This is a genomic window from Pseudomonas sp. LB-090624, from assembly GCF_003205205.1.
Lineage (GTDB): Bacteria > Pseudomonadota > Gammaproteobacteria > Pseudomonadales > Pseudomonadaceae > Aquipseudomonas.
In genome coordinates this window covers 33251-56614 of the sequence record NZ_QJRL01000021.1, presented here as the reverse complement: position 1 = coordinate 56614, position 23364 = coordinate 33251, and the positions used below count along the sequence as shown (strand labels likewise).

The following is a 23364-nucleotide window of genomic DNA, read 5'->3' as shown; positions in this document are numbered from 1 at the left end:
ACAGGTATCGGCAAGCCACTGGTTTTATTGAATGATTATTTAACGTGGCTGCGTTTGGTTCGGCGCTGGAGCTCTGGCGCCTGTGAAATCGAGCGCCGCAAATCTCCAGCCGTACCTCCCAACCTCAGCCGGCGATCAACTGGCGCAGCACGTAATGCAGAATCCCCCCTGCCTTGAAGTACTCCACCTCATTCAGGGTATCGATGCGGCACAGCACCTCGATCTGTTCCTGCTGCCCATCTTCGCGGGTAATGCGCAACGTCAGGCTCATCCCCGGGCGCACCTGCGCACCGTCCAGGCCCAGCACATCGATTTGCTCCTTGCCGGTCAGCCCCAGTTGCTTGCGGTCGTGCCCGGCCGTGAACTGCAGCGGCAATACGCCCATGCCCACCAGGTTGGAGCGGTGAATCCGCTCGAAGCTTTCCGCCAGCACCGCCTTGACCCCCAGCAGGTTGGTGCCTTTGGCTGCCCAGTCGCGGCTGGAGCCGGTGCCATATTCCTGCCCGGCGATCACAACCAGCGGGGTACCTTCCTGCTGGTAACGCATGGCCGCGTCATAGATCGACAGTTTTTCCCCTGTGGGCACGTGCAAGGTGTTGCCGCCTTCCTCACCTGCCAGCATTTCGTTGCGGATACGGATGTTGGCAAAGGTGCCGCGCATCATCACTTCATGGTTGCCGCGCCGCGACCCATAGGAGTTGAAGTCGCGTGGTTCTACACCCTGTTCGCGCAAGTAGCGCCCCGCCGGGCTGTCGGCCTTGATGTTCCCGGCCGGGGAGATGTGGTCGGTGGTCACCGAGTCGCCCAGCAGCGCCAGCACGCGCGCGCCGTGGATGTCGGCGATGGCGGGTGGCGGCCCACCAATGCCTTCGAAGAACGGTGGGTGCTGGATGTAGGTGGAGTCAGCCTGCCACACGTAGGTGGCGGCCTGTGGCACTTCGATAGCCTGCCACTGCGCATCCCCGGCGAACACTTCCGCGTATTCCCTGTGGAACATGGCCGTGTCGACCTTGGCCACGGCCTCGGCAATTTCCTGCTGGCTTGGCCAGATATCGCGCAGGTACACCGCTTTGCCATCTTTGCCGGTACCCAGGGGGTCGCGGGTCAGGTCCACGCGCACGCTACCGGCCAGCGCATAGGCCACCACCAGCGGTGGCGAGGCCAGCCAATTGGTCTTGACCAGCGGGTGCACCCGTCCTTCGAAGTTGCGGTTGCCGGACAGCACCGAGGCCACGGTGAGGTCGGCGCTGCCGATGGCTTTCTCGATGGCCTCGTCCAGTGGCCCGGAATTGCCGATGCACGTGGTGCAACCATAGCCGACCAGGTCAAAGCCCAGTTGATCGAGGTAGGGGGTGAGCCCGGCGGCATTGAAGTACTCGGTAACTACCTTCGAACCCGGCGCCAGCGAGCTCTTGACCCAGGGTTTGCGTTGCAGGCCCTTCTCCAGGGCTTTTTTCGCCACCAGGCCGGCAGCCATCATCACACTCGGGTTGGAGGTGTTGGTGCACGAGGTGATCGCGGCGATCACCACGGCGCCATCGCGCAGGGTGTGGGTCTGGCCTTGATGGCTGTAATCGATCTCGCCGGCCTGGTCGGCGTTGCCGACTGCCACACCGCCACCCCCTTCGCTTTCCAGGCGACCCACCTCCTTGGCCAGCGGTTTGGGTTGCAGTTCGATGAAGTGGTCGAAGGCCTGGCTGACCTGGCCCAGTGCGACACGGTCCTGAGGCCGCTTGGGCCCGGCCAGGCTCGCTTCGACCTCGTGCATGTCCAGCGCCAGCGTGTCGCTGAACAGCGGCTCCTGGCCGGGGAGGCGCCACATGCCCTGAGCCTTGCAGTACTGCTCGACCAGTTGCACGGTCGCTTCGGGGCGACCCGAGAGGCGCAGGTAGTCGAGGGTGACATCATCGACCGGAAAGAAACCGCAGGTAGCGCCGTATTCCGGTGCCATGTTGGCGATGGTCGCGCGGTCGGCGAGCGGCAGTTCGGCCAGGCCGTCGCCGTAGAACTCGACGAACTTGCCCACCACACCCTTCTTGCGCAGCATCTGCGTTACCGTCAGCACCAGGTCGGTGGCGGTGATACCTTCCCTCAGCTTGCCGGTCAGGTTGAAGCCAATCACTTCGGGGATCAGCATCGATACTGGCTGGCCGAGCATGGCCGCTTCTGCCTCGATGCCGCCAACCCCCCAGCCCAGCACGCCCAGGCCGTTGATCATGGTGGTGTGCGAGTCGGTGCCCACCAGGGTATCGGGGAAGGCGTAGGTGCGGCCGTCGGCCTCTCGGGTCCAGACGGTGCGGCCGAGGTATTCCAGGTTGACCTGGTGGCAGATACCGGTACCCGGTGGTACTACGCGGAAGTTGTCGAAGGCGCTCTGGCCCCAGCGCAGGAACGCGTAGCGCTCGCCGTTGCGCTGCATTTCGATGTCCACGTTTTCGCCGAACGCCTGCGGCGTGCCGTAGTGGTCGACCATCACCGAGTGGTCGATCACCAGGTCAACGGGCGACAACGGGTTGATACGTTGCGGGTCGCCACCGGCCTTGGCCATGGCGGCACGCATGGCTGCCAGGTCGACCACCGCCGGTACGCCGGTGAAGTCCTGCATCAGCACCCGAGCCGGGCGGTACTGGATTTCGCGGTCTGAGCGGCGCTCTTTCAGCCATTGGGCGAGGGCACCCAAGTCATCGCGGGTTACAGTCTGGCCGTCTTCCCAGCGCAGCAGGTTTTCCAGCAGCACCTTCAATGACATGGGCAGGCGTTGCAGGTCACCCAGCTGGCGAGCGGCTTCGGTGAGGCTGAAGTAATGGTAGGTCTGGTCGCCGACCTTGAGCGGCTTGAGGGTGTTCAGGCTATCGAGCGAGGGCATTGCCAACTCCTTCTGCGCCGGTGCCCGGCAACTATTCATGGTTTGCCAGTGGCACCGTTTAGTTTCGGTCCGCACGGCACGGACCTAGGCTGAATGGTCAGGTTAGACCGGTTTAGGCCACCTGACCCTTTTCTGGACCGGCGGGGCGTGTCGCTGGTTCCGAACTTCCTTTATCATCGCCGCCCTGCCGGCGCCTGTTGCGCGCCAGCCGTAGTGGAGTGAGAGATGAATACCCTGTTCATGCATTGCCGGCCCGGTTTCGAGGGTGAGGTTTGCGCTGAAATCAGCGAACACGCCGCCCGCCTGGGTGTTGCTGGCTATGCCAAAGGCAAGCCGCAAAGTGCCAGTGCCGAGTTTGTCTGCAGCGAGGAGGGCGGTGCCGAGCGCTTGATGGGGGAGCTGCGTTTCAACCAGCTGATTTTCCCGCGGCAGTGGGCCCGTGGTGAATTTGTCGAGTTGCCGGAAAGCGACCGTATCAGTGTCCTGCTGGCACATCTGGCTGACCTGCCGGTGTTCGGCAGCCTGTGGCTGGAGGTGCTGGACAGCAACGAGGGCAAGGAGTTGTCCACCTTCTGCCGCAAGTTCGAAGTGCCGCTGCGCAAGGCCCTGGAAAAAGCCGGCCGCCTGGTTGACGACACCAGTCGCCCCCGCCTGCTGCTCACCTTCATCAGCGGCCGGCGGGTATTTGCCGGTATTGCCCCTGCCAACAACAGCGCGCTGTGGCCGATGGGTATCCCGCGGCTGAAATTCCCTCGAGAAGCACCCAGCCGTTCGACCCTCAAGCTGGAAGAGGCCTGGCACCAGTTCATTCCGCGTGAACAGTGGGATCAGCGGCTTGGGGATGACATGACTGGCGTCGACCTCGGGGCTTCGCCGGGTGGCTGGACCTACCAGCTGGTGCGGCGCGGCATGCTGGTGACGGCCATCGACAACGGGCCGATGGCCGAGAGCCTGATGGATACCGGGCTGGTGCAGCACCTGATGGCCGATGGCTTCACGTGGCAGCCGAAGCAGCCGGTTGACTGGATGGTGTGCGATATCGTCGAGAAGCCGGCGCGTACCACCTCGCTGATTGAAACCTGGCTGGGTGAGGGGCTGTGCCGCGAGGCGGTGGTCAACCTGAAGTTGCCGATGAAGCAGCGTTATGCCGAGGTGCGGCGGTTGCTCGATCGTATGGAGGCGACGTTCAAGGCGCGCAAGATTCGGGTTTCGATTGCTTGCAAGCAGCTGTATCACGACCGTGAAGAAGTCACTTGCCACCTGCGCCGGCTCGATTTGAAGGCACGTTGAGCGTTTCGGGTAGATGGCTTGCAGGTGTGGTTTGGATTGAGAACCAGCGCCGCGCGGGCGGCGCTCGGTCTCAACGTTCACACACAACTGAGCGCATGCCTCTGACCCCCCTTGGACCGCGTGGCGCTATGCGCGACAATAGCGATCATTTTCGGAGCTCCCCATGACCGATTTCACCCCCGACGCCATCCTCGATGCCACCGGCCTGAACTGCCCGGAACCCGTCATGATGCTGCACCAGCACGTACGCAATCTGGCCGCTGGCGGCCTGCTCAAGGTCATCGCCACCGACCCATCGACCCGTCGCGATATCCCCAAATTCTGCAACTTCCTCGGTCACGAACTGCTGCAACAGCAAGAGGACGCCGGCACCTTCCTTTACTGGATCCGCAAGAAAGCCGACTGAAGCGCTCTGGAACGCGCCCGACGTTGCGCCTACACTGCGTTCCCCAGACAGGAGAGCGCCATGCTGATAGTTGCCGACGAGAACATCCCGCTGCTCGATGCCTTCTTCCAGGGTTTCGGTGAAATACGCCGCTACCCCGGCCGAAGTCTCGATGCCGCCAGCGTCAAGGACGCCGATATCCTCCTGGTGCGCTCAGTGACCAAGGTCGATCGGCAATTGCTCGAAGGCAGCCGCGTACGCTTCGTCGGTACCTGCACCATCGGTACCGATCACCTCGACCTGGACTACTTTGCCGAAGCCGGCATCCGCTGGAGCAGCGCACCAGGCTGCAACGCCCGCGGCGTGGTCGACTATGTGCTGGGCAGCCTGCTGACCCTGGCCGAGCTGGACGGCGTGGCGCTGCCCCAGCGTGTCTACGGTGTGGTCGGGGCAGGTGAGGTAGGGGGCCGCCTGGTGCGGGTACTGCACGGCCTGGGCTGGAAAGTGCTGGTGTGCGACCCGCTGCGTCAGGCCGCCGAGGGCGGTGACTATGTCAGCCTCGAAACCATCCTCCAGCAGTGCGATGTGATCAGTCTGCATACCCCGTTGCAACGCGGCGGCGAGCACCCGACCTGGCACTTGCTGGGCCAGGCGCAACTGAAGCAGTTGCGCCCAGGTGCCTGGCTGGTCAATGCCAGCCGGGGGCCGGTAGTGGACAACGCCGCCCTGCGCGAGCTGCTGCTGGACCGTGAAGACGTGCATGCGGTGCTGGATGTGTGGGAAGGCGAGCCGCAAGTCGACCTGCAACTGGCCGACCTGTGCACTCTGGCTTCGCCGCACATCGCCGGCTATAGCCTCGATGGCCGCCAGCGCGGTACGGCGCAGATCTACCAGGCGCTGTGCCGCTTCCTGGAGGTGGACGAGCAGGTACAACTGGCCGACCTTCTCCCGCGACCGCCGCTGGCGCAAATTGAACTGGATGCTGCGTCCGACCCGGCTTGGGCCTTGGCTACGCTATGCCGCGCCGTCTACGACCCGCGTCGCGATGATGCCGATTTCCGCCGCAGCCTGAGCGATGACCCGCAGCAACAGCGCACGGCGTTCGACCAGTTGCGCAAGCAATACCCGCCGCGGCGCGAGATCGAGGGCTTGGCAGTGCGCTTGCGTGGCGAGTCGCCGCAGCTGGCGCAACTGGTCAGTGCCCTGGGTGGGGTAGTGGTCTGATACCACCGTATCCAGGCAAATAAAAACCCGGCGCAAGCGCCGGGTTACAAGGAATTCGCCGATCAACCTTTGCGTACACGCTCGGCCCGGCTTTGTTCCAGGGCCTTGCACGCCTGCTGGATCATCTGCTCGGTGATCGGTACCTCGCGCCCCTGGGCGTCGATGATCGAACCGCACACCTGTGGTTGCGGGGTCGGCCGGGGCTGCTGGTTGTCGCTGCTATGCTGCAAGCTCATGCATGGTCTCCTCATCAGGTGGAAGCTCAGGGTAGCCTTGCACCGTGACTGGCCTGTGACGATGCCCGTATCACGGCAGTACCAGTCCAACAGAAACGCGGTCAAAGCTCCAGACCCTGGTTATATCGATAGGCTATAGCAGCCTGCAAGCGTTCCCCTGGCGCTGATGAGTGGTAGTCTGCGGCTTCTCCACCACTGTGGTCGTCGTCATGCCCGAATCGGTTTCCCCGCGTCAACGCCGCGCCTTGCGTCTGGCCTGGCAGTTCGTTCGCCCGTACCGCAGGCAGATGCTGCTGGCCTTGCTGGCGCTGGTGGTGACTGCTGCCATCACCCTGTCGATGGGCCAGGGCATCCGCCTGTTGGTAGACCAAGGCTTCATGACCCGCTCCGCACACCAGCTCAACCAGACTATCGGGCTGTTCCTGCTGCTGGTGCTGGCCCTGGCGGTCGGCACCTTCAGCCGCTTCTACTTGGTTTCGTGGATTGGCGAGCGCTGTGTGGCGGACATCCGGCGTGCCGTGTTCGACCACCTGATCGGCCTGCATCCGGGCTTTTTCGAAGACAACCGCAGCTCGGAGATCCAGTCGCGGCTGACGGCAGACACCACCCTGTTGCAATCGGTCATTGGTTCGTCGCTGTCGATGTTCTTGCGCAACGCGTTGATGGTCATCGGCGGGGTGGTGCTGCTGTTCATCACCAATCCCAAGCTCACCAGCATTGTGGTCGTGGCATTGCCATTGGTGCTGGCGCCGATTTTGCTGTTCGGCCGCCGGGTCCGCAGCCTGTCGCGGCAGAGCCAGGACCGGGTTGCCGATGTGGGCAGCTATGTGGCCGAGACCCTTGGGCAGATCAAGACCGTGCAGGCCTACAACCACCAAGCGCACGACCGCCAACTTTTTGCCGGTACGGTCGAGGCGGCATTTGATGTGGCGCGCAAACGGATCGCCCAGCGTGCCTGGCTGATCACCCTGGTGATCGTGTTGGTGCTGGGCGCCGTGGGGGTGATGCTGTGGGTCGGTGGCATGGATGTGATCGCTGGGCGGATTTCCGCAGGCGAGCTGGCGGCATTCGTGTTTTACAGCCTGATTGTCGGCAGCGCCTTCGGCACCCTCAGCGAGGTGATCGGCGAGCTGCAGCGTGCCGCGGGCGCCGCCGAGCGCATTGCCGAACTGCTGGCGGCGCGCAGTGCCATCTTGCCTCCCGCCGCGGCACAGGTGCCGCCCCAGCAGCGGGCCCGGGGCCGTATCGATCTGGAGGAGGTGGTGTTCGCCTACCCTTCACGGCCCACGGTGGCGGCGGTCGACGGTCTGAGCCTGGCCATCGAGCCCGGGCAGACCGTTGCCTTGGTAGGCCCTTCTGGGGCAGGCAAGTCGACCTTGTTCGACCTGCTGCTGCGCTTTTACGACCCTCAGCAGGGGCGCATCCTGCTCGATGGCCAGCCGCTGACCGAACTGCACCCGGACCAACTGCGCCAACAGTTCGCCCTGGTTGCCCAGAACCCCGCGCTGTTTCGTGGCACCGTCGAGGCCAACATCCGCTATGGCCGGCCCGCCGCGACATTGGCCGAAGTCGAAGCCGCGGCCCGCGGTGCCCATGCCGACGAATTCATCCGGCAATTGCCGCAGGGCTACCAGACACCGCTGGGGGAGGGCGGCATAGGCCTGTCCGGTGGCCAGCGTCAGCGCCTTGCGATTGCCCGGGCCTTGCTGGTCGATGCGCCGATCCTGTTGCTGGACGAAGCCACCAGCGCACTCGACGCGCAAAGCGAATACCTGATCCAGCAAGCGTTACCCAGCCTGATGGCCGGGCGTACCACGCTGGTCATCGCCCATCGCCTGGCCACCGTACAGCATGCCGAACGCATCGCTGTCATCGACCAGGGCCGGCTGGTGGCAGTGGGTACCCACCGTCAGTTGATCGAAGACAGCCCGCTGTATGCACGGCTGGCGGCTTTGCAGTTCACCAGTGGCTAGGATGTCGTGGCTTTGTAATATTTCTGTAGCAATTGCTTGAGAGTATCTGCCCCAACTGTTGCGTAAGTGCTCGACCTGGCTGCCATTGCTTGATGGCAGCTTTTTTTTGGCCTGCCAGTCATGGGGGCCGCCCAGCGGCCTCAGCCTTCCCCTCTGGTTCCGAGACCCTCGATGTTGCGTAAATCCCTCAGAGTGCAAATTCTCTCGCTGCTCGGTGGCAGTCTGGTGGCGATGCTGCTGATCGCCCTGGTGTGTTTCCAGTTCCTGTCGTCCAGCGTGCGCGGTTATGCCGAGCTGGTCGACGGGCCTCTGCGGGCTTCGCAATTGATCGACGAAGCCAACCTGCAGTTCAAGATCCAGGTGCAGGAATGGAAGAACGTGCTGCTGCGCGGGCGCCAGCCGGCCGAGCTGGACAAGTACTGGCAGCAGTTCCAGGCGCGTGAGCAACAGGTGCAACAGCTGCTGGGGCAGTTGATCGACAGCAGCGACGCCAGCCTCAAGGCGCCGCTGCAGCAGTTGCGTGACAGCCACCAGCAGTTGGGCCGTGCCTATGAACAGGGCCGCCAGGCGTTTATCGCTGCGGGTGGCGACCCGGTAGCCGGCGACCAGGCAGTGAAGGGTGTGGACCGTGCGGCCAGTGAACAGATGAGCGAACTGGTCGAGCAGTTACGTGGCGATGCCCGCCAGCGTGCAGCCAGCATCAGTGCCAGTGCCGAGCGCACGGTCTGGCTGGGCGTGCTGGTGATGCTGGCGTCGGCGCTGTTGGTGGGATTGCTCAGCCTGTGGCTGCTCAACCGAAACCTGATCGAGCCGATTCGCCAGTTGATCGAGTACGTTGCGCAGCTCAGCCAGGGCTGTTTTGCCGCGCGGGTCGATAGCCGCCGCGAGGACGAGCTGGGGCGCCTGGCGCGGGCAGCCAATACCTTGCGCGACTTCCTTGCCGACACCGTTGGCCGGCTGCAGGACAACGCCCAGGAACTGGAAGGCGCCAGTGGCCAGTTGCGCAGCATTGCCGGTGACATGGCCCGTGGCACCCACGACCAGTTCCAGCGCACCGACCAGGTGGCCACGGCCATGCACGAAATGTCCGCCACCGCCCAGGAAGTCGCACGCCACGCCGCCGAAGCTGCGCGCGCGGCGGACGACGCCGACCACAGCGCCCAGGCTGGCGAGCAGGTGATGCAGCAAACCATCGACATCATTGGCCTGGTCAACCGCGAGATTGCCGGCACGGCGGCGGTGATCCGCGACCTGGAGCATGACAGCACGCGCATTGGCAAAGTGCTGGAAGTGATCCGCGGCATTGCCGAGCAGACCAACCTGCTGGCGCTCAACGCAGCCATCGAAGCGGCCCGTGCCGGCGAAGCCGGGCGCGGGTTCGCGGTGGTCGCAGATGAAGTGCGTAGCCTGGCCCAACGTACGGCAGCCTCGATTGCCGAGATTCACCAGATCATCGAAGCAGTGCAGTCAGGAGCAGTGGAAGCGGTCAAGGCCATCGAAAGTGGCCAGCAGCGCAGCCAGGAAGGGGCTGAACAGGTCGAGCAGGCCGGGCAGATGCTGCAGCGCATCACCCAGGCCGTGGAAGCAATCCGCGACATGAACCGGCAGATCGCCACGGCGGCCGAAGAGCAGACCAGCGTGGCCGAAGACATTTCCCGCAACCTGATCGAAATTACCCGAATCGCCACGGCCAACCAGGCAGCGGTGCAGCATACCGAACAGGCCGGCCAACGCCTGCATGGCTTGTCGGGGCAACTGGGTGAAGTGACTTCGCGCCTGACCGCTTAAGCGATTGCACGCCCAACACGGCCCCGGTAGAGCCGGGTGTCGCGGTCGGCCGCAAAGCGCCTTTAGGCAAGACCAGCCCCCGGCGGATGCATTTTTCGGAGACGACAAAAAGCCCGCACAAGGCGGGCTGATTGAGCAGGATCTGGTCGGAGAGACAGGATTCGAACCTGCGGCCTTCTCGTCCCGAACGAGACGCGCTACCTGGCTGCGCTACACTCCGATGAAGAAAATCCTACTGCATCCCGTTTTGGCCGGCAAGCCCTTGTTGTTTAAAGGGTGATTGCCAAACGGGGCGCGGGTCAGAGCTCCTTGACGGTGCGGATCTGGTCCTTGTTCAAGCGCGTGCGCTTGCCGTCCAGTTGCTCGAATTCATAGAAGCCGGAGTCTTCGTCGTAGGACGGTTTATCCGTTGCCTGGATCTCGCGGCCATCGTTGAGGGTGATGACGGTTGGGGTCGAGCAGCCGGCAAGAGCGCCCAGGCCCAAAGCGAGCAAAAAGGCAGGAAGGGTCCGTTTGATCATCGTGTTTCTCCAAGTGCGATGGTGCTAGATGACATTTATGACGCGAGACGTTAGTGCAAGTTCATTCCAAGTGCAGCATAGCGACAAATCCGTGCTCTTGACCCAGCGCAACCCCGACGGCTGCAACGCGGTAAAAGGTGCGCTGTGATATAACTGCGGCCATCCATCTTCTGGTGACCGACACCCATGAAAGCCAAGGCAGATACCCCCTTCGTGCCGCTGAACATCGCCGTGCTCACGGTCAGCGACACCCGCACCTTCGACACCGACACTTCCGGCCAGATGTTCGTCGACCGCTTGAGCGCAGCCGGCCACCGTTTGGCCGAACGCGTGCTGCTCAAGGACGACTTGTACAAGATTCGCGCTCAGGTCGCTACCTGGATCGCCGACGACACCGTGCAGGTCGTGCTGATTACGGGGGGTACTGGTTTTACCGGCCGCGACAGCACCCCCGAGGCCGTGGCCTGCCTCCTGGACAAGCAGGTGGACGGCTTTGGTGAGTTGTTCCGGCAGATTTCCGTACCCGACATCGGTACCTCCACCGTGCAGTCGCGAGCCCTTGCCGGGCTGGCCAACGGCACCCTGGTGTGCTGCCTGCCGGGGTCGACCAATGCAGTACGTACCGGTTGGGACGGTATCCTTGCCGAGCAGCTCGACGCCCGCCATCGCCCGTGCAACTTCGTGGCGCACCTGAAGCAGGCAGCGGCCTGTGACAGCCGTGGCTGAGGCCCACCAGGCTCGGCCTCTGATGCCGGTTGAGCAGGCTCTGGAGCAACTGCTGGCGCTGGCCGCGGCCGCACCGATCCGCGAGACCGAGAACGTGCCACTGGCGGCGGCCGAAGGCCGCGTGTTGGCCTGCGACCTGGTGGCCTCGCTCGACCTGCCGCCCTGGCCGAACAGCGCCATGGATGGTTATGCGTTACGCCTGGCCGACTGGCATGGCGAGCCGCTGCAGGTCAGCCAGCGGGTTTTCGCCGGCCATGCGCCGCAGCCGCTGCAGCCGGGCACCTGTGCGCGGATCTTTACCGGTGCACCCGTGCCGGAAGGTGCCGACTGCGTCGAGATGCAGGAAAACACCGAAGTACTCGAGGATGGCCGGGTGCGCTTCCTTGCAGCGCTGCAGGCTGAACAGAACATTCGCCCACAGGGCCAGGAAACCCGCAAGGGTGAACAGGTGATGAGCGCGGGCACCCGCCTTGGCCCGATCGAACTGGGCCTGGCTGCGACCCTGGGGCATGGCAGTCTGGACGTGGTGCGCAAGGTGAAGGTAGCGGTGCTGTCCACAGGTGACGAGCTGGTCGAGCCTGGCCTGCCGCTGGGCCCCGGGCAAATCTACAACAGCAACCGCCGGTTGCTGGTCAGCTGGTTGCAGCGGCTGGGTTGCGACGTGGTTGACGCAGGGATCCTGCCCGATGACCTGGCGCGTACCTGCGCGTGCCTGGCCGGGTTGGGCGATGTCGACCTGATCCTCTCCACCGGCGGGGTTTCGGTGGGCGAGGCCGACTACCTCGGGGCTGCCCTGCGCGAAGCCGGTGAGCTGGCGTTGTGGAAGCTGGCGATCAAGCCGGGCAAGCCGCTGACCTTTGGCCACTTCCAGGGTGTGCCGGTGATCGGCCTGCCGGGTAACCCAGCGTCGACCCTGGTTACCTTCGGCCTGCTGACCCGTCCGTACCTGTTGCGGCGCCAGGGGGTGGCCGATGTGACCCCCCTGCGTTTCGACATGCCGGCGGGTTTTGACTGGCCCAAACCTGGTACGCGCCGCGAATACTTGCGTGCGCGCATCGAGCAGGGCCAGGTGCGCATCTACAAGAACCAGAGCTCGGGTGTGTTGCGTAGCGCAGCCTGGGCCGAAGGGCTGGTGGAAGTGCGCGAAGGCAGTACGCCGAAACCGGGCGACAGCGTCCCCTTCATCCCTTTCAGCGAGCTACTTGGCTGAGCGGCCTAGCCAGGAACCACCCAGCGGTGCGGCTTCGGCCGGCGCTGTCTGGGTCAGGCGCATGTGCACGTTTTCCAGCTGCTGGGCGGCTACGCGCCAGTCGTGACGCTGGCGGGCGAACTGGCGACCGGCATCGCTCAACTGGCTCATGCGCCAAGGCTGGTTGAGCAGTTGGGTGATCAGCAACGCCAGTTGGTCACCATCATCACTGCCGAGGTAGTGTTCGCCATTGTTCGCAGCCAGGCCTGAAACGCCTTTGCCGGTGGTGATCACCGGCAAGCCGGCAGCCATCGCTTCGAGAATCTTCACCTTCGAACCACCGGCGTAGCGCAGGGGGGCGAAGAACAGTGCCGAGCGCCGTTGCAGCTCTCGCAGGTCGGGGCGGTAACCAAACCATTCGATGCGCGGGTCGTTCCAGTGCAGTTTCCAGCTGGCGGGCATGGCATGCCCGGCGATGGCCAGGCGAACCGCAGGGTTGCTCATCCACACTTGCGGCATGATATCTTCCAGCGCCCATTCTATGGCCTCCAGGTTGGCGCCATACTCGAAATTGCCGACAAACAACAGGCGCTGGCTGTGCAGTGCAGGTTGTACGTGCTGATAGAAATCACAGTCCACGCCATTGACCACCACGTTGACCGGGCGCCCGCTGATCTGCGCAATCAGCTCGGCATCGTGGGCACTCACTGCCACCAGCTCGGTGGGCTGGCGCAGCACGCGGTGCTCCCAGCGCCGGTAGCGCCAGCGGTCGAATGCGTTGAGCGGTCGCAGCCACAGCGGCAGGCGGTCGTGGCAGGCGCCACCCATGACCGACTCCAGGGTGTGCTCGCTGAGCATGTAGGGCACACCGCGGGCCTGCAGGGCCTTTTCGAAAGGTTGGAAACTGTAGCTGTGCTCGATCTGGATCACGTCCCAAGCTTCGTCCAGCAGTTGTTCGAAGCGATGCCGCAGGCAAGGCGACAAGCCGTTGATGATCGCCCGCATGGGGTAGTCGATGATCGGTGAGGCCAGCAGGTTGAGCGGGCTGTGCAGCGGCCGCCGCGGCACAACGATCAAGCGCTCGAGCAACGGTTCCAACGCATCGCGCGCGCTGTCGTTGAGGGGGATTTTCGACTGCACCAGCAAGGTAATTCGGTGGCCCCGCTGGGCCAGTGCACGCAGCAGGTGGTATTGCCGGGTCTTGCTGCCGCTGGTGGTTGGCCAGGGCAGGTAAGGCAGTGTCCAGAGAATGCGCATGACCCGGAATCCTCATTGACGGCAGCAGATGGCAAGACGCGCCCGCGGCAGTGTTCAGGCAACACTGCCGGGGGGCGCGTCCATGGCTAAGATCGAGGCAGGGCTGGGCATCGGAAAGTCAAAAGGCTGACTCGCCTGAGTTGATTCCCTGCTCAGGTCAAAAACTTGTCAAAGGTTCATTAGCAGAGCATAGCCGGGCATTGCCGGCCGTGTGAAAAATGCCATCATTTTCCTGAGCCCGGAGACCCTGTTTTTCGGCGCGCATGCAACGATCCCTGTATGCCTGTGGTCGAGATAGGGGTTGGCCAACTTCACGGAGACGCGCACATGCAAGAGCGCAAGGCAATGCTGGTCCTGCATGGCAAGCAGGCAATGAACGAAGAGTTGCGCAGTGCCGTGAGCGACCTGCGCGACAGCGGCTGGGTGCTCGATGTGCGGGTTACCTGGGAGGCGGGTGACGCGCAGCGCCTGGTGGGCGAGGCGCTGGCGGCGGGCTACACGCATATCGTCGCCGGTGGTGGCGATGGCACGTTGCGTGATGTGGCCGAGGCCATGGGCCAGGCGGGTACCGATGCCAGCCTGGTCTTGCTGCCGCTGGGCACGGCCAACGATTTCGCCAAGGCTGCCGGTATCCCCCTGGAGCCAGCTTCGGCGCTGGCCCTGCTGAATGTCGACCCCCAGCCGATAGACCTGGGGCAGGCCGGCGACCAACTGTTCCTGAACATGGCCACGGGCGGCTTTGGCAGCCAGGTCACGGCCAATACCTCCGAAGACCTGAAGAAAGTGCTGGGTGCTGCTGCCTACCTGTTCACCGGCTTGTCGCGCTTCAGTGAACTGGAGGCCGCGTCGGTAGAGCTGCAAGGGCCGGAATTTCACTGGCAGGGGCCACTGCTGGCGCTGGGTATCGGTAATGGCCGCCAGGCTGGCGGTGGGCAAGTGCTGTGCCCCGAGGCGGTGGTCAACGACGGCTTGCTCGATATCGCCATCCTGCCTGCACCGCAAGAGGTGGTCGGGGCGTTACGCGACCTGTTGGCTGGCGACGGCCTGTTCGTCCGGGCGAGGTTGCCTTGGGTCGAGATCAAGAGCTCCCAGGGGCTGGATATCAATCTCGATGGCGAACCCTTGCAGGCTGACAACCTGCGTTTCCAGGCCCGGCCCGCAGCGTTGCGCCTGCACTTGCCGGCCGGGTCGCCGTTGCTCAGTCGTCCAGGCTGATGATCTTCTCGCGCACGGCGAACAGCACCAGGCCTGCCACGTCATGAATCTGCAGGCGCTTCATGATCTGCGAGCGGTGGGTTTCCACGGTCTTGATCGAGAGGCTCAGGCCCGCAGCGATTTCCCGGGTCGATTTACCCCGCACGATGAGGCGCAGGATTTCCAGCTGCCGCGCAGTCAGTGTGTGCCGTTCGCCGGCCACTTGCTTGCCCTGCCTGGAGTGCCGCAGTGCCTGGTTGATGACCGTGTGGGCGATGGCCGGGCTTAGGTAGCGCTCGCCGTTACGCACTGCCACCAGTGCTTGCTCCAGTTCAGTGGCACTGGTGTCCTTGAGCAAGTAACCCTGGGCACCGCTTTCCAGCGCGCGCATGATCAGGTCCGGATCGGTATGCATCGACAGGATCAGCACCTTGCAGGTGTTGCCGCTGGCCCGCAGGTGAGTGAGGGCATCCAGGCCGCTGGTCGAACGCATCGAGATGTCCAGCAAGACAATGTCAGGCGCCAGCGTGCGAACCTGATCCAGCAGTTGGCTGCCATCGTCGGCTTCGCCGATCACTTCATAGCCTGGGATGTCGCAGACCAGTGCGCGCACCCCGGCGCGGATCAGTGAGTGATCGTCTACCAAAAGCAGTCTACAGGTCATGGGCGGCACTACTCCGGGCGCGTTGCTGGGTGCGCGGCGGCCAGGGAAACATCGCCTCGATCTGCGTGCCGAGGCCAGGCTGGCTGGTGATGTCGAGGCTACCCTGCAGCGCGGTTACCCGCTCCTGCATGCCGGCCAGGCCGCGCTGGCCGGCTTCGGCCGGGTGGCGAACGGGCACAAAGCCCACGCCATCATCGTGGATCCCCAGCGCCAGCCCCTCGGGCGTGCGCTGCAGGCGGATGACCAGATTGTGTGCCTTGGCGTGGCGCAGCATGTTGGTAACCGCCTCTTGGGTGATACGGAACACGGCCATGGCCACTGCCTCGTCAATGCCGCCCAGGCGCTGGTTGCAAGCCAGGCTCCAATGCACGTTGGAGCTGGCCAGGGTGCGTACCAGATGGGCGCGAAGGCTGGCTTCCAGGCCAAGGCTGGCCAACTGCCGAGGGTTGAGCAGGGCGGATACGTCGCGCACGTTGCCCAGGGTGGCATCCAGGGTATTGCGCAGGGCGTCGCAGTGGCCTTGCAGTTCGTCGGGCATGCGCCGTTGCAGCCATTGCAATTGCAGCTTGGCAGCGGTGAGCGACTGGCCGATGTCGTCGTGCAGCTCCCGGCTCAGGTGCTGACGTTCATCTTCCTGCACCTTGAGCATGCGCTCGGCCAGTTCTGCCGGGCGCAGGCTGATCGACCTGGCGCCCAAGCCCAGCTGCACGGCGGCGCCCACCGTGGCGGCCAGTTGCAGCAGCAGCAAGCTGGCCGGGATCGCCTGGCTGGCCAGGGACAGCGCCACATTGGCCCCCAGCGAGGCCACCCACAGCCCGGCCGTTGCCCAGCGCAGCAGGGCCGTGCGGGAGACGCAACGCAAAGTAGTCTTCAAGCGTGGGAACATAGTTAGGGAAGCCACTGAAGTATTGCTGATGGTGGGCCTTGCACAATGCTGGTCAGAGGCTTTGGCGCAGTACTTTCGATGTTTTTCTGAACGCGTGATCTTGCAACTTTTGTGCGGCTCGCAAGCGTTTGTGGGGGCGCATGTTACCACTTCGGATTGCATCGGTCGCGGCTGGGAAACCCTTTGAAACGCAGACTGGTCGGGCATTTTCGGGTAGCAAAGTGCCACCCTTGAATCGAGTGCTGCGCACCGTTCGGCAACTAGCGTGGCAACGGTGCAACTTCGCCCACGAAGAACTTGCAGAACTTTCCAAGTTCGACCGGTGCCGGGCTGGGATACACGTACTTAGTTGCCCTTGGCTGCAGGTTGATGCGACGGGGGCAGGCGCCCGGTACGCGTGCCGGCTGCCACGTCAGCATGCGGATGAATGCAAGGGCTACCGTGCTCATCGCAAGCGGCACAGGCCGGCGCGAAGGGTTGCTGCACGGCTTTGGCCAACTCGCCCAGCAAGACCAACTGTTCGCCGATGTCCAGGTTAAGCCGCCCGGTCCGGGGGTCGACCAGCTCCAACTGCCACGCCAGCAGGGTAAGGCAGGCCTGTACCGCTGGCAGGGCTTCTCGTTGCAGACAGCCGCCGTGGCAGGCCGGGGCGAGCAACTGCTGCAGGGCACTTGAGTAATGCGCTACTTCACGCAGGCCCAGGCGTGTGGCCTGGCGAGCGAGGCCGTCGAGGGTATTTTCCAGGCAGCGGCAGGCATCCGGATCGTTGTCGATCAGTTCCAGATGCCGCAGGCATTCATGCGCCTGGGTCAGTAGCACTTGGGCATCCAGCAGAAAACCCCGCAAGGCTTCATCGAACGATAAGGCAGAGTCCACCATCAGCGCCCCGCGGGTGGCATGGGCGCAGGGGATGGGCACGCCGAAACGATAGCTAGCAAAAGCCTGACTCCATTCATGCAATGAGAATGGCGTCACATTAATGGCTAAAGGATATCGCGAATATCAGGTTGCACCTGATTACCGGTAAGGGTTTCCCCGATAAGCGGCCCAGCTTGGGAACTTTTATCAGGTGCTTGATTGACCCGTCAGTGTCCTGAGTTAAGCATGATGTTAAAGTGATATCAATTAGTTGCGTGGCATTTTCCCGCAAGGGTCAAGGTGTGCGTGAAGCCGCCGATACAGGGTGGATGATTTTACTTTTCTCGACTCAAGCCTGGGGGCTTTTCAATGGCAGGCATTCTCGACACGGTAGACCAACGCACGCAACTGGTGGGTGAGAACCGCCTGGAAATCCTGATGTTTCGCCTGGCCGGTCGGCAGTTGTTCGCGATCAACGTGTTCAAGGTGCAGGAAGTCCTGCAACTGCCCAAGCTGACCCTGATGCCTCAGCGCCATGCCTTCGTGTGCGGGGTGGTAAACCTGCGCGGGCAGACGCTGCCGGTGATCGACCTGTCCCAGGCGATCGGCATGCGCCCGCTGCAGCCAGGGCCAGACAGCACCATCATTGTCACCGAATACAACCGGTCGGTGCAGGCCTTCCTGGTGGGCGGTGTCGACCGCATCGTCAACATGAACTGGGAGTCGATCATGCCGCCGCCGACCAGTGCCGGACGCCAGCATTACCTGACCGCTATCACCAAGGTCGACGAAAAGTTGGTGGAGGTGATCGACGTAGAGAAGGTGCTGGCCGAGATCGTGCCGTACAACGCACGGGTGTCCGGCGAGAAACTGGCCGATCCAGTGTTGGCCCGGGCGCGTGGCCGCGAAGTGTTGCTGGTAGACGACTCCAGTGTGGCCTTGGCGCAATTGCGTGACACCCTGTCCCAGCTTGGCGTGAAGCTGCATGTGGCCAGTGATGGCCTGAAGGCGCTGCGCATGCTCAAGGGCTGGGCCGATGCCGGCGAGGACGTGTGCGAGAAGCTGCTGATGGTGTTTACCGACGCCGAAATGCCGGAAATGGACGGCTACCGGTTGACCACCGAGATTCGTAGCGATGCGCGCCTGCGTCAGCTCTATGTAGTGCTGCATACTTCGTTGTCGGGCAGTTTCAACGAATCGATGGTGAAGAAGGTGGGCTGCGACAACTTCCTGTCCAAGTTCCAGCCCGATCGCCTGGTCGACGTGGTCAAGCAGCGGCTGCTGATGGACATCGCCTCTGCGTGATCCGCGGGCCGGCCAGGTATAAGCTTGGCTTTTGGCATGACGCGAGGCGGCAGGGATGTTTCTCAGTGAGTTGTATCGGTACCCGGTGAAGTCGGGGCGGGCGCAAGGTCTGCAGGCTTCAGCGGTTGGCTGTTTGGGGCTGCAGGGTGACCGGCGCTGGATGGTGGTGGAGGAAGAAAACGGACGCTTCCTGACCCAGCGCGCCTGGCCACAGCTTGGCCGCATCGAAGCGCATGACGACGACAATGGCCAGTTATTGTTGCAGGCCCCGGGGCAGGCGCCGCTGCGCGTGGCGGTGCCGCCTGCCGACGAAGCCCTGCGTGGCGTGACCATTTGGCGCGATACCCTGCGCGTTCCGGACGCTGGCGATGCGGCGGCAGGTTGGTTGAGCGCGTTGCTGGGCAAGGCCGTTCGCCTGGTACATTGCCCGGAGCAGCGTGCGCGTTACCTACCTAATGGTTATGGTTTCAACAGTGATCGGGCGGCGTTTCCCGACGGTTTCCCGTTGCTGCTGATTGGCCAGGGCTCGCTGGACGAGCTGAGCCGGCGTATCGGCCGGCCCATGGAAATGCTGCGGTTTCGGCCTAATTTGGTGGTGCAGGGGGCTGAGCCATTTGCCGAGGATGGCTGGAAACGCATCCGCATTGGCAGCCTGGAATTCCGGGTGCTCAAGCCCAGTGTGCGGTGCATTTTCACGACCATCGATCCGGCCACCGGTGAGCGCAGCGCTGACCGTGAGCCTATGGCTACGCTGAAGACGTTTCGCGAAAAGGAAGGCGACGTGCTGTTCGGCCAAAACCTGGCGGTGGATGGCAGCGGGCGGTTGGACGTTGGGATGCAGGTAGAAGTCCTGGAGTAGCGATGTTGCCGTTACCGACCCTATCGCCGTCAAGCCAGCGATAGGGTCGGTACAGGCTCAGCAACAATCACATGTCATCGAAATACCGCTCATGCCAGTCCACCAGCGGCTGCGGTGAGTTCAGCTTTTGCCCGTAGATGACCGAATACGACAGTACGTTTTGCACGTACTGGCGGGTCTCGTCGAACGGGATCGACTCCACCCATACATCGAAGCTCAGATGCTTGGCCCCTTTGAGCCACTGGCGAACGCGCCCCGGCCCGGCGTTGTAAGCCGCCGAGGCCAGCACCCGGTTGCCGTTGAACTGGCTGTGCACCTGGCTCAGGTAGGCTGCACCCAGCTGGATGTTCTTGTCCGGGTTGAGTACCTGTGCCGGTGATGCCAGCGGAATGCTGAACTTGCGCGCGGTTTCCTTGGCGGTGGCCGGCATGAGCTGCATCAGGCCGCTGGCGCCCACTGGCGAGCGGGCATCCTCCATGAAGGCACTTTCCTGGCGGGTGATGGCGAACACCCAGCTCGAATGCAGGCCGCGCACCTTGGCTTCACGCACGAGGGTGTCGCGGTGGGCCATCGGGAAGCGGATGTCCAGGTCGTCCCAATACTGCGCCTGGCTGATGGTGCGGATGGCCGGGAAGTACCAGCGCAATTCGTAACCCAGACGGGCCTGGGCGACCATCTCGTCGCGGGTGAAGTGGCGGCTGACGTGGTACCACTCGCGGCGCCCTTCGACGATCTGGCCGCGGGCGTGGAATTCCAGTGCGCGCTGAATGCCCGGTGTGTTACGCACTTTCTTGACCAGTTGCGGGCTCAGCAGCAGCGGCTTGTTGTTCAACTGATACGGGGTCTGGGCCCGGTCGGCAGCGAGGAAACCATAGAAATCACGCTCACGCGCCACGGTTTTGTACAGCAACGGGATCTGCGGGTTGTTCGGCTGTGCCAGTTCCAGGCTGCGTGCCTGCCAGTACTTCCAGCGGCTGCTGCTGGCCAGGTCCTGGGGCAGGCGCTTGGTCAACGTGTAGGCGTCTTCCCAGCGGCCCAGGCGCAGCAGCAAGCGCAGGCGCCATTCGCTGACGGTGTTGTCACGCAGCTCAGGGTCGTAGCGGGTCATCAGGTCGAGCGCGCGCGGGTCGTAGCGGCGGGCGAGGGTCAGGCCGATTTCGCGGGCGATGGCCACCTTCTCGTCGCGGGAAAAGTGCATGCGCTGGGCGTAATCGTCAAGCAGCGCCATGGCCTGCTCCGGATTTTGCCGCGCCAGGCGGCGCAGGCCGAGGCTGACTACGTCGGCCATCGCTTCGTTGGCCGGGGTGAAGCGCGATGGCTGGTTGAGCAGCTCGGGCTTCTGCGCTACGTCAACCAGCAGACGCCCTTGCGGAGCAAGGGTGGTCAGGGTCTTGACCAGGTTGTTGGCCAGGCCGTAGTTGCGTGCCTGGGCGGCCAGCTTGGTACGATGCCAGCGCTTGCTTTCGGTCAGCTGGCCTTCGGCCGCCCACATGCCGAACAGCGTATCGCACGCGGCAGGTTGTGACTTGCCCACGTTCCACAGCTTGTCAGCGGTGGCGTTGCCTTCGGCGCGCAGGCCATGGCTGAGCTGGTACTGGCCGTTGAGGCAGTCCAGTTCGGTGAAGTTGAGCTTGGGGTCGTAATACTTGACGAAAGTGTCCCATTCGCCGCGTTCGGCCAGCCAGCGCAACCAGCGCAGTTTCATCCAGTTGGCCTGGGGCAGGTCGCCATGCTTGGCGAGGAAGGCTTCGATTTCCTGGTTGCTGGCGCTTTTCAGGCGAGCGGTGAGTTCGTCATAGGCCAGGTACGGGGTGAGCGGGTAATCGCTTAGGGCCTGGGCGTACCGCAGGTACGGGCCTTTGTCGCCCTTGGCCAGCGCACGCTTGGCCTCGTCGTAGTACTGGCGTTGCAGGGTCAGGTCAGTGGCCTGCGCCGCGCAGGTGGCAGCGGTAAGCAGCAGGCAGGATGCAATATGTAACAGGCGGCTGCGCATGATACGTCCGGGCAGTTGAACCATGGGGAAGTGACGGCGGAGCCAGCACTGTTGGAAGCTATTGCCTTAGCTTAGCTGTTTGCCGGCGGCGGGTGAAAGCACTGTGCTTGTATCGGGATATTAAGTTCGACCAGCTGTCACCGGCCGCTCGGCGGTTGGCCTGGCGGATGCCGTCGGGGGCCAAGTCAGGTAGAATGCGCCCCCGATTTATGGAGACCAACATGACCCTGCTCAAATTCAGCGATGTGTCCCTCGCATTCGGCGCGATGCCGCTGCTGGACAAAGTGTCCTGGCAGATCGCTCGTGGCGAGCGGGTGTGCATCATCGGCCGCAACGGCACCGGTAAGTCGAGCATGCTGCGCCTGGTCAAGGGCGAGCAGAAGGGCGACGACGGCGAAATCTGGCGTGCCCCGGGCCTGAAGATCGGCGAGCTGCCCCAGGAGCTACCGGTGGCCGACGAGCGTACGGTGTTCGACGTGGTGGCTGCTGGCCTGGATGGCGTGGGTGAGCTGCTGGCGCAGTTCCATCACCTGAGCATGAATATCCAGGGTGACGAAGACCTGGAAAAGCTCATGCACGTCCAGCACGAGCTGGAAGCCCGCGACGGCTGGCGCCTGCAGCAAGTGGTAGAAAGCACGCTCAGCCGCCTGCAACTGCCGGCCGACAAGACCCTGGCCGAACTGTCCGGTGGCTGGCGCCGCCGCGTGCTGCTGGCCCAGGCGCTGGTGTCGGAGCCCGACCTGCTGCTGCTGGACGAGCCAACCAACCACCTGGACATTGGCGCTATCGCCTGGCTCGAAGAGGCCCTGCGTGGCTTCAACGGCGCGGTGCTGTTCATCACCCACGACCGTTCCTTCCTGCAGAACCTCGCTACACGCATCCTTGAGCTGGACCGTGGTGGCCTGATCGACTGGAACGGCGACTACGCCAGCTTCCTGGTGCACAAGGAGGCCGCGCTGGCCGCCGAAGAAACCGCCAACGCGTTGTTCGACAAGCGCCTGGCCCAGGAAGAAGTATGGATCCGCCAAGGCATCAAGGCTCGCCGGACCCGTAACGAAGGCCGCGTGCGTGCGCTCAAGGCCCTGCGTGTAGAGCGTGGCGAGCGCCGCGAGCGTCAGGGCAAGGCCAATATCCAGATCGAAGCGGCCGACAAGTCCGGCAAGCAGGTGATGGTGCTGGAGAACGTCAGCTTCCATCACGCCGACGGCCCGCTGCTGGTAAAGGACTTTTCCATGGTCCTGCAGCGCCAGGACCGTATCGGCCTGCTGGGCGCCAACGGTACCGGCAAGACCACCTTGCTCAAGATGATGCTGGGCGACCTTGAGCCTACAGCGGGCAAGGTGGAGCGTGGTACCAAGCTGGAAGTGGCCTATTTCGACCAGATGCGCCACCAGCTCGACCTTGAAAAGACGGTAATCGACAACCTCGCCGAAGGCCGCGACTTCATTGAGATCGATGGCCAGAACCGCCACGTGCTGAGCTACCTGGGCGACTTCCTGTTCAGCCCTCAGCGTGCGCGCACGCCGGTCAAGGCGCTGTCGGGCGGTGAGCGTGCGCGGCTGCTGCTGGCCAAGCTGTTCAGCAAACCCGCCAACCTGCTGGTGCTTGACGAGCCGACCAACGACCTGGATGTGGAAACCCTCGAGCTGCTGGAAGAAGTGCTGTCCAACTACAAGGGCACCGTGCTGATGGTCAGCCACGACCGGGCCTTCCTCGACAACGTCGTCACCAGCACCCTGGTGTTCGAAGGCGAAGGCAAGGTGCGTGAGTACGTCGGTGGCTACGAGGACTGGATTCGTCAGGGTGGCTCGCCGAAACTGCTGGGCGTAACCGAGAGCAAGGGCGGTAAGTCGGCGCTCAACAGCGCGGTGGTGGAGAAGGTCGAGGTCAAGCCTGAGCCTGTCGCGGCGCCGGTGGTGGAAGAAGCTTCGAAGAAGAAGCTGAGCTACAAGCTGCAGCGTGAGCTGGAGATGCTGCCGGGGCAGATCGATGAGCTGGAGCAGCGCATGGCTGAAGCCCAGGAAGAAGTGAATGCGACTGGCTTCTACCAGCGGCCGATCACAGAAACCTCGGCGGTGCTGGCGAAGATCGAGAAGCTACAGGGCGAGCTGGATGCGCTGGTAGAGCGCTGGGCCGAGCTGGAAGGCTGA

At 63.6% G+C, this 23364-nt stretch carries 19 protein-coding genes, 1 tRNA gene and 1 pseudogene; 12 read left to right on the top strand and 9 right to left on the bottom strand.

Features of this window, described 5'->3' with window-relative positions; translation table 11 throughout:
* Window positions 1-124 precede the first annotated feature (124 nt).
* Window positions 125-2866 carry an aconitate hydratase AcnA gene (gene acnA, locus DMX11_RS18450; protein ID WP_110745813.1) on the bottom strand — a complete coding sequence of 914 codons (2742 nt, stop codon included), beginning with the start codon at window positions 2864-2866 and terminating at the stop codon, window positions 125-127.
* Between the two features lie 225 nt (window positions 2867-3091).
* Here acnA and rlmM point away from each other — a divergent pair, with 225 nt between their 5' ends.
* The 3 genes from rlmM (at window position 3092) to pdxB (ending at window position 5765) form a co-directional block, all read left to right on the top strand.
* Complete coding sequence (gene rlmM, locus DMX11_RS18445) at window positions 3092-4156, top strand: 23S rRNA (cytidine(2498)-2'-O)-methyltransferase RlmM (protein ID WP_110745812.1); 1065 nt, start codon at window positions 3092-3094, stop codon at window positions 4154-4156.
* A 163-nt stretch (window positions 4157-4319) separates the two neighbouring features.
* Window positions 4320-4562 (top strand): sulfurtransferase TusA, encoded by a 243-nt coding sequence (gene tusA, locus DMX11_RS18440; protein WP_003248727.1) that lies wholly within the window; start codon window positions 4320-4322, stop codon window positions 4560-4562.
* Between the two features lie 60 nt (window positions 4563-4622).
* Window positions 4623-5765, top strand: coding sequence for a 4-phosphoerythronate dehydrogenase PdxB (gene pdxB, locus DMX11_RS18435; RefSeq protein ID WP_110745811.1), 1143 nt, complete (start codon window positions 4623-4625; stop codon window positions 5763-5765).
* A 62-nt stretch (window positions 5766-5827) separates the two neighbouring features.
* Here the strand turns inward: pdxB and DMX11_RS26075 are convergent, their stop codons facing one another.
* A complete protein-coding gene (locus tag DMX11_RS26075; RefSeq protein ID WP_177410763.1) occupies window positions 5828-6001 on the bottom strand; it encodes a PA1571 family protein in 174 nt (57 codons plus the stop codon).
* A 209-nt stretch (window positions 6002-6210) separates the two neighbouring features.
* Between DMX11_RS26075 and DMX11_RS18430 the strand changes: the two genes are divergently transcribed.
* The 3 genes and pseudogenes from DMX11_RS18430 to DMX11_RS26500 all read left to right on the top strand — a co-directional run bounded on the left by DMX11_RS18430 (window position 6211) and on the right by DMX11_RS26500 (window position 9762).
* The gene (locus DMX11_RS18430) at window positions 6211-7974 is read left to right on the top strand and encodes an ABC transporter transmembrane domain-containing protein (protein ID WP_110745846.1); all 1764 of its coding nucleotides are present in this window, start codon (window positions 6211-6213) and stop codon (window positions 7972-7974) included.
* Between the two features lie 120 nt (window positions 7975-8094).
* A pseudogene (locus DMX11_RS26505) lies at window positions 8095-8829 on the top strand (methyl-accepting chemotaxis protein); the annotation flags it as partial.
* A gap of 165 nt (window positions 8830-8994) precedes the next feature.
* Complete coding sequence (locus DMX11_RS26500; protein ID WP_371921799.1) at window positions 8995-9762, top strand: methyl-accepting chemotaxis protein; 768 nt, start codon at window positions 8995-8997, stop codon at window positions 9760-9762.
* Between the two features lie 143 nt (window positions 9763-9905).
* Here DMX11_RS26500 and DMX11_RS18420 read toward each other — a convergent pair.
* Both DMX11_RS18420 and DMX11_RS18415 read right to left on the bottom strand, forming a co-directional pair.
* A tRNA-Pro gene (locus DMX11_RS18420) sits at window positions 9906-9982 on the bottom strand.
* A gap of 79 nt (window positions 9983-10061) precedes the next feature.
* Window positions 10062-10283 (bottom strand): YgdI/YgdR family lipoprotein, encoded by a 222-nt coding sequence (locus DMX11_RS18415; protein ID WP_003248738.1) that lies wholly within the window; start codon window positions 10281-10283, stop codon window positions 10062-10064.
* A gap of 186 nt (window positions 10284-10469) precedes the next feature.
* On the opposite strand from DMX11_RS18415, the gene moaB reads away from it, so the two are divergent.
* Together moaB and glp are read left to right on the top strand one after the other, a co-directional pair.
* A complete protein-coding gene (gene moaB, locus DMX11_RS18410; RefSeq protein ID WP_110745809.1) occupies window positions 10470-11009 on the top strand; it encodes a molybdenum cofactor biosynthesis protein B in 540 nt (179 codons plus the stop codon).
* On the top strand, window positions 10993-12219 hold the full coding sequence (gene glp, locus DMX11_RS18405) for a gephyrin-like molybdotransferase Glp (protein ID WP_110745808.1): 1227 nt from the start codon (window positions 10993-10995) through the stop codon (window positions 12217-12219). Before moaB ends, glp begins: the two co-directional genes overlap by 17 nt.
* Here glp and DMX11_RS18400 read toward each other — a convergent pair.
* Entirely contained in the window at window positions 12208-13455 is a 1248-nt protein-coding gene (locus DMX11_RS18400) for a glycosyltransferase family 4 protein (protein ID WP_110745807.1), read from the bottom strand. The two genes, glp and DMX11_RS18400, sit on opposite strands and share 12 nt — an antisense overlap.
* 327 nt (window positions 13456-13782) lie before the next feature.
* On the opposite strand from DMX11_RS18400, the gene yegS reads away from it, so the two are divergent.
* Entirely contained in the window at window positions 13783-14670 is an 888-nt protein-coding gene (yegS, locus tag DMX11_RS18395; RefSeq protein WP_110745806.1) for a lipid kinase YegS, read from the top strand.
* Here the strand turns inward: yegS and DMX11_RS18390 are convergent.
* From DMX11_RS18390 to DMX11_RS18380, 3 genes are all read right to left on the bottom strand, one after another.
* On the bottom strand, window positions 14654-15313 hold the full coding sequence (locus DMX11_RS18390; RefSeq protein WP_110745805.1) for a response regulator transcription factor: 660 nt from the start codon (window positions 15311-15313) through the stop codon (window positions 14654-14656). The two genes, yegS and DMX11_RS18390, sit on opposite strands and share 17 nt — an antisense overlap.
* Window positions 15303-16199: a sensor histidine kinase gene (locus DMX11_RS18385; protein WP_110745804.1), complete on the bottom strand. Its 897-nt coding sequence runs from the start codon at window positions 16197-16199 to the stop codon at window positions 15303-15305. Before DMX11_RS18385 ends, DMX11_RS18390 begins: the two co-directional genes overlap by 11 nt.
* A 345-nt stretch (window positions 16200-16544) precedes the next feature.
* Entirely contained in the window at window positions 16545-17075 is a 531-nt protein-coding gene (locus tag DMX11_RS18380; protein WP_110745845.1) for a histidine kinase, read from the bottom strand.
* A gap of 351 nt (window positions 17076-17426) precedes the next feature.
* Here DMX11_RS18380 and DMX11_RS18375 point away from each other — a divergent pair, with 351 nt between their 5' ends.
* Together DMX11_RS18375 and DMX11_RS18370 are read left to right on the top strand one after the other, a co-directional pair.
* Entirely contained in the window at window positions 17427-18362 is a 936-nt protein-coding gene (locus DMX11_RS18375; protein WP_110745803.1) for a chemotaxis protein CheV, read from the top strand.
* 55 nt (window positions 18363-18417) lie between these two features.
* Window positions 18418-19221 (top strand): MOSC domain-containing protein, encoded by an 804-nt coding sequence (locus tag DMX11_RS18370; RefSeq protein ID WP_110745802.1) that lies wholly within the window; start codon window positions 18418-18420, stop codon window positions 19219-19221.
* A 67-nt stretch (window positions 19222-19288) separates the two neighbouring features.
* On the opposite strand, the gene DMX11_RS18365 is transcribed toward DMX11_RS18370, so the two are convergent.
* The gene (locus DMX11_RS18365) at window positions 19289-21214 is read right to left on the bottom strand and encodes a transglycosylase SLT domain-containing protein (protein ID WP_110745801.1); all 1926 of its coding nucleotides are present in this window, start codon (window positions 21212-21214) and stop codon (window positions 19289-19291) included.
* A gap of 221 nt (window positions 21215-21435) precedes the next feature.
* Between DMX11_RS18365 and DMX11_RS18360 the strand changes: the two genes are divergently transcribed.
* The gene (locus DMX11_RS18360; protein ID WP_110745800.1) at window positions 21436-23364 is read left to right on the top strand and encodes an ATP-binding cassette domain-containing protein; all 1929 of its coding nucleotides are present in this window, start codon (window positions 21436-21438) and stop codon (window positions 23362-23364) included.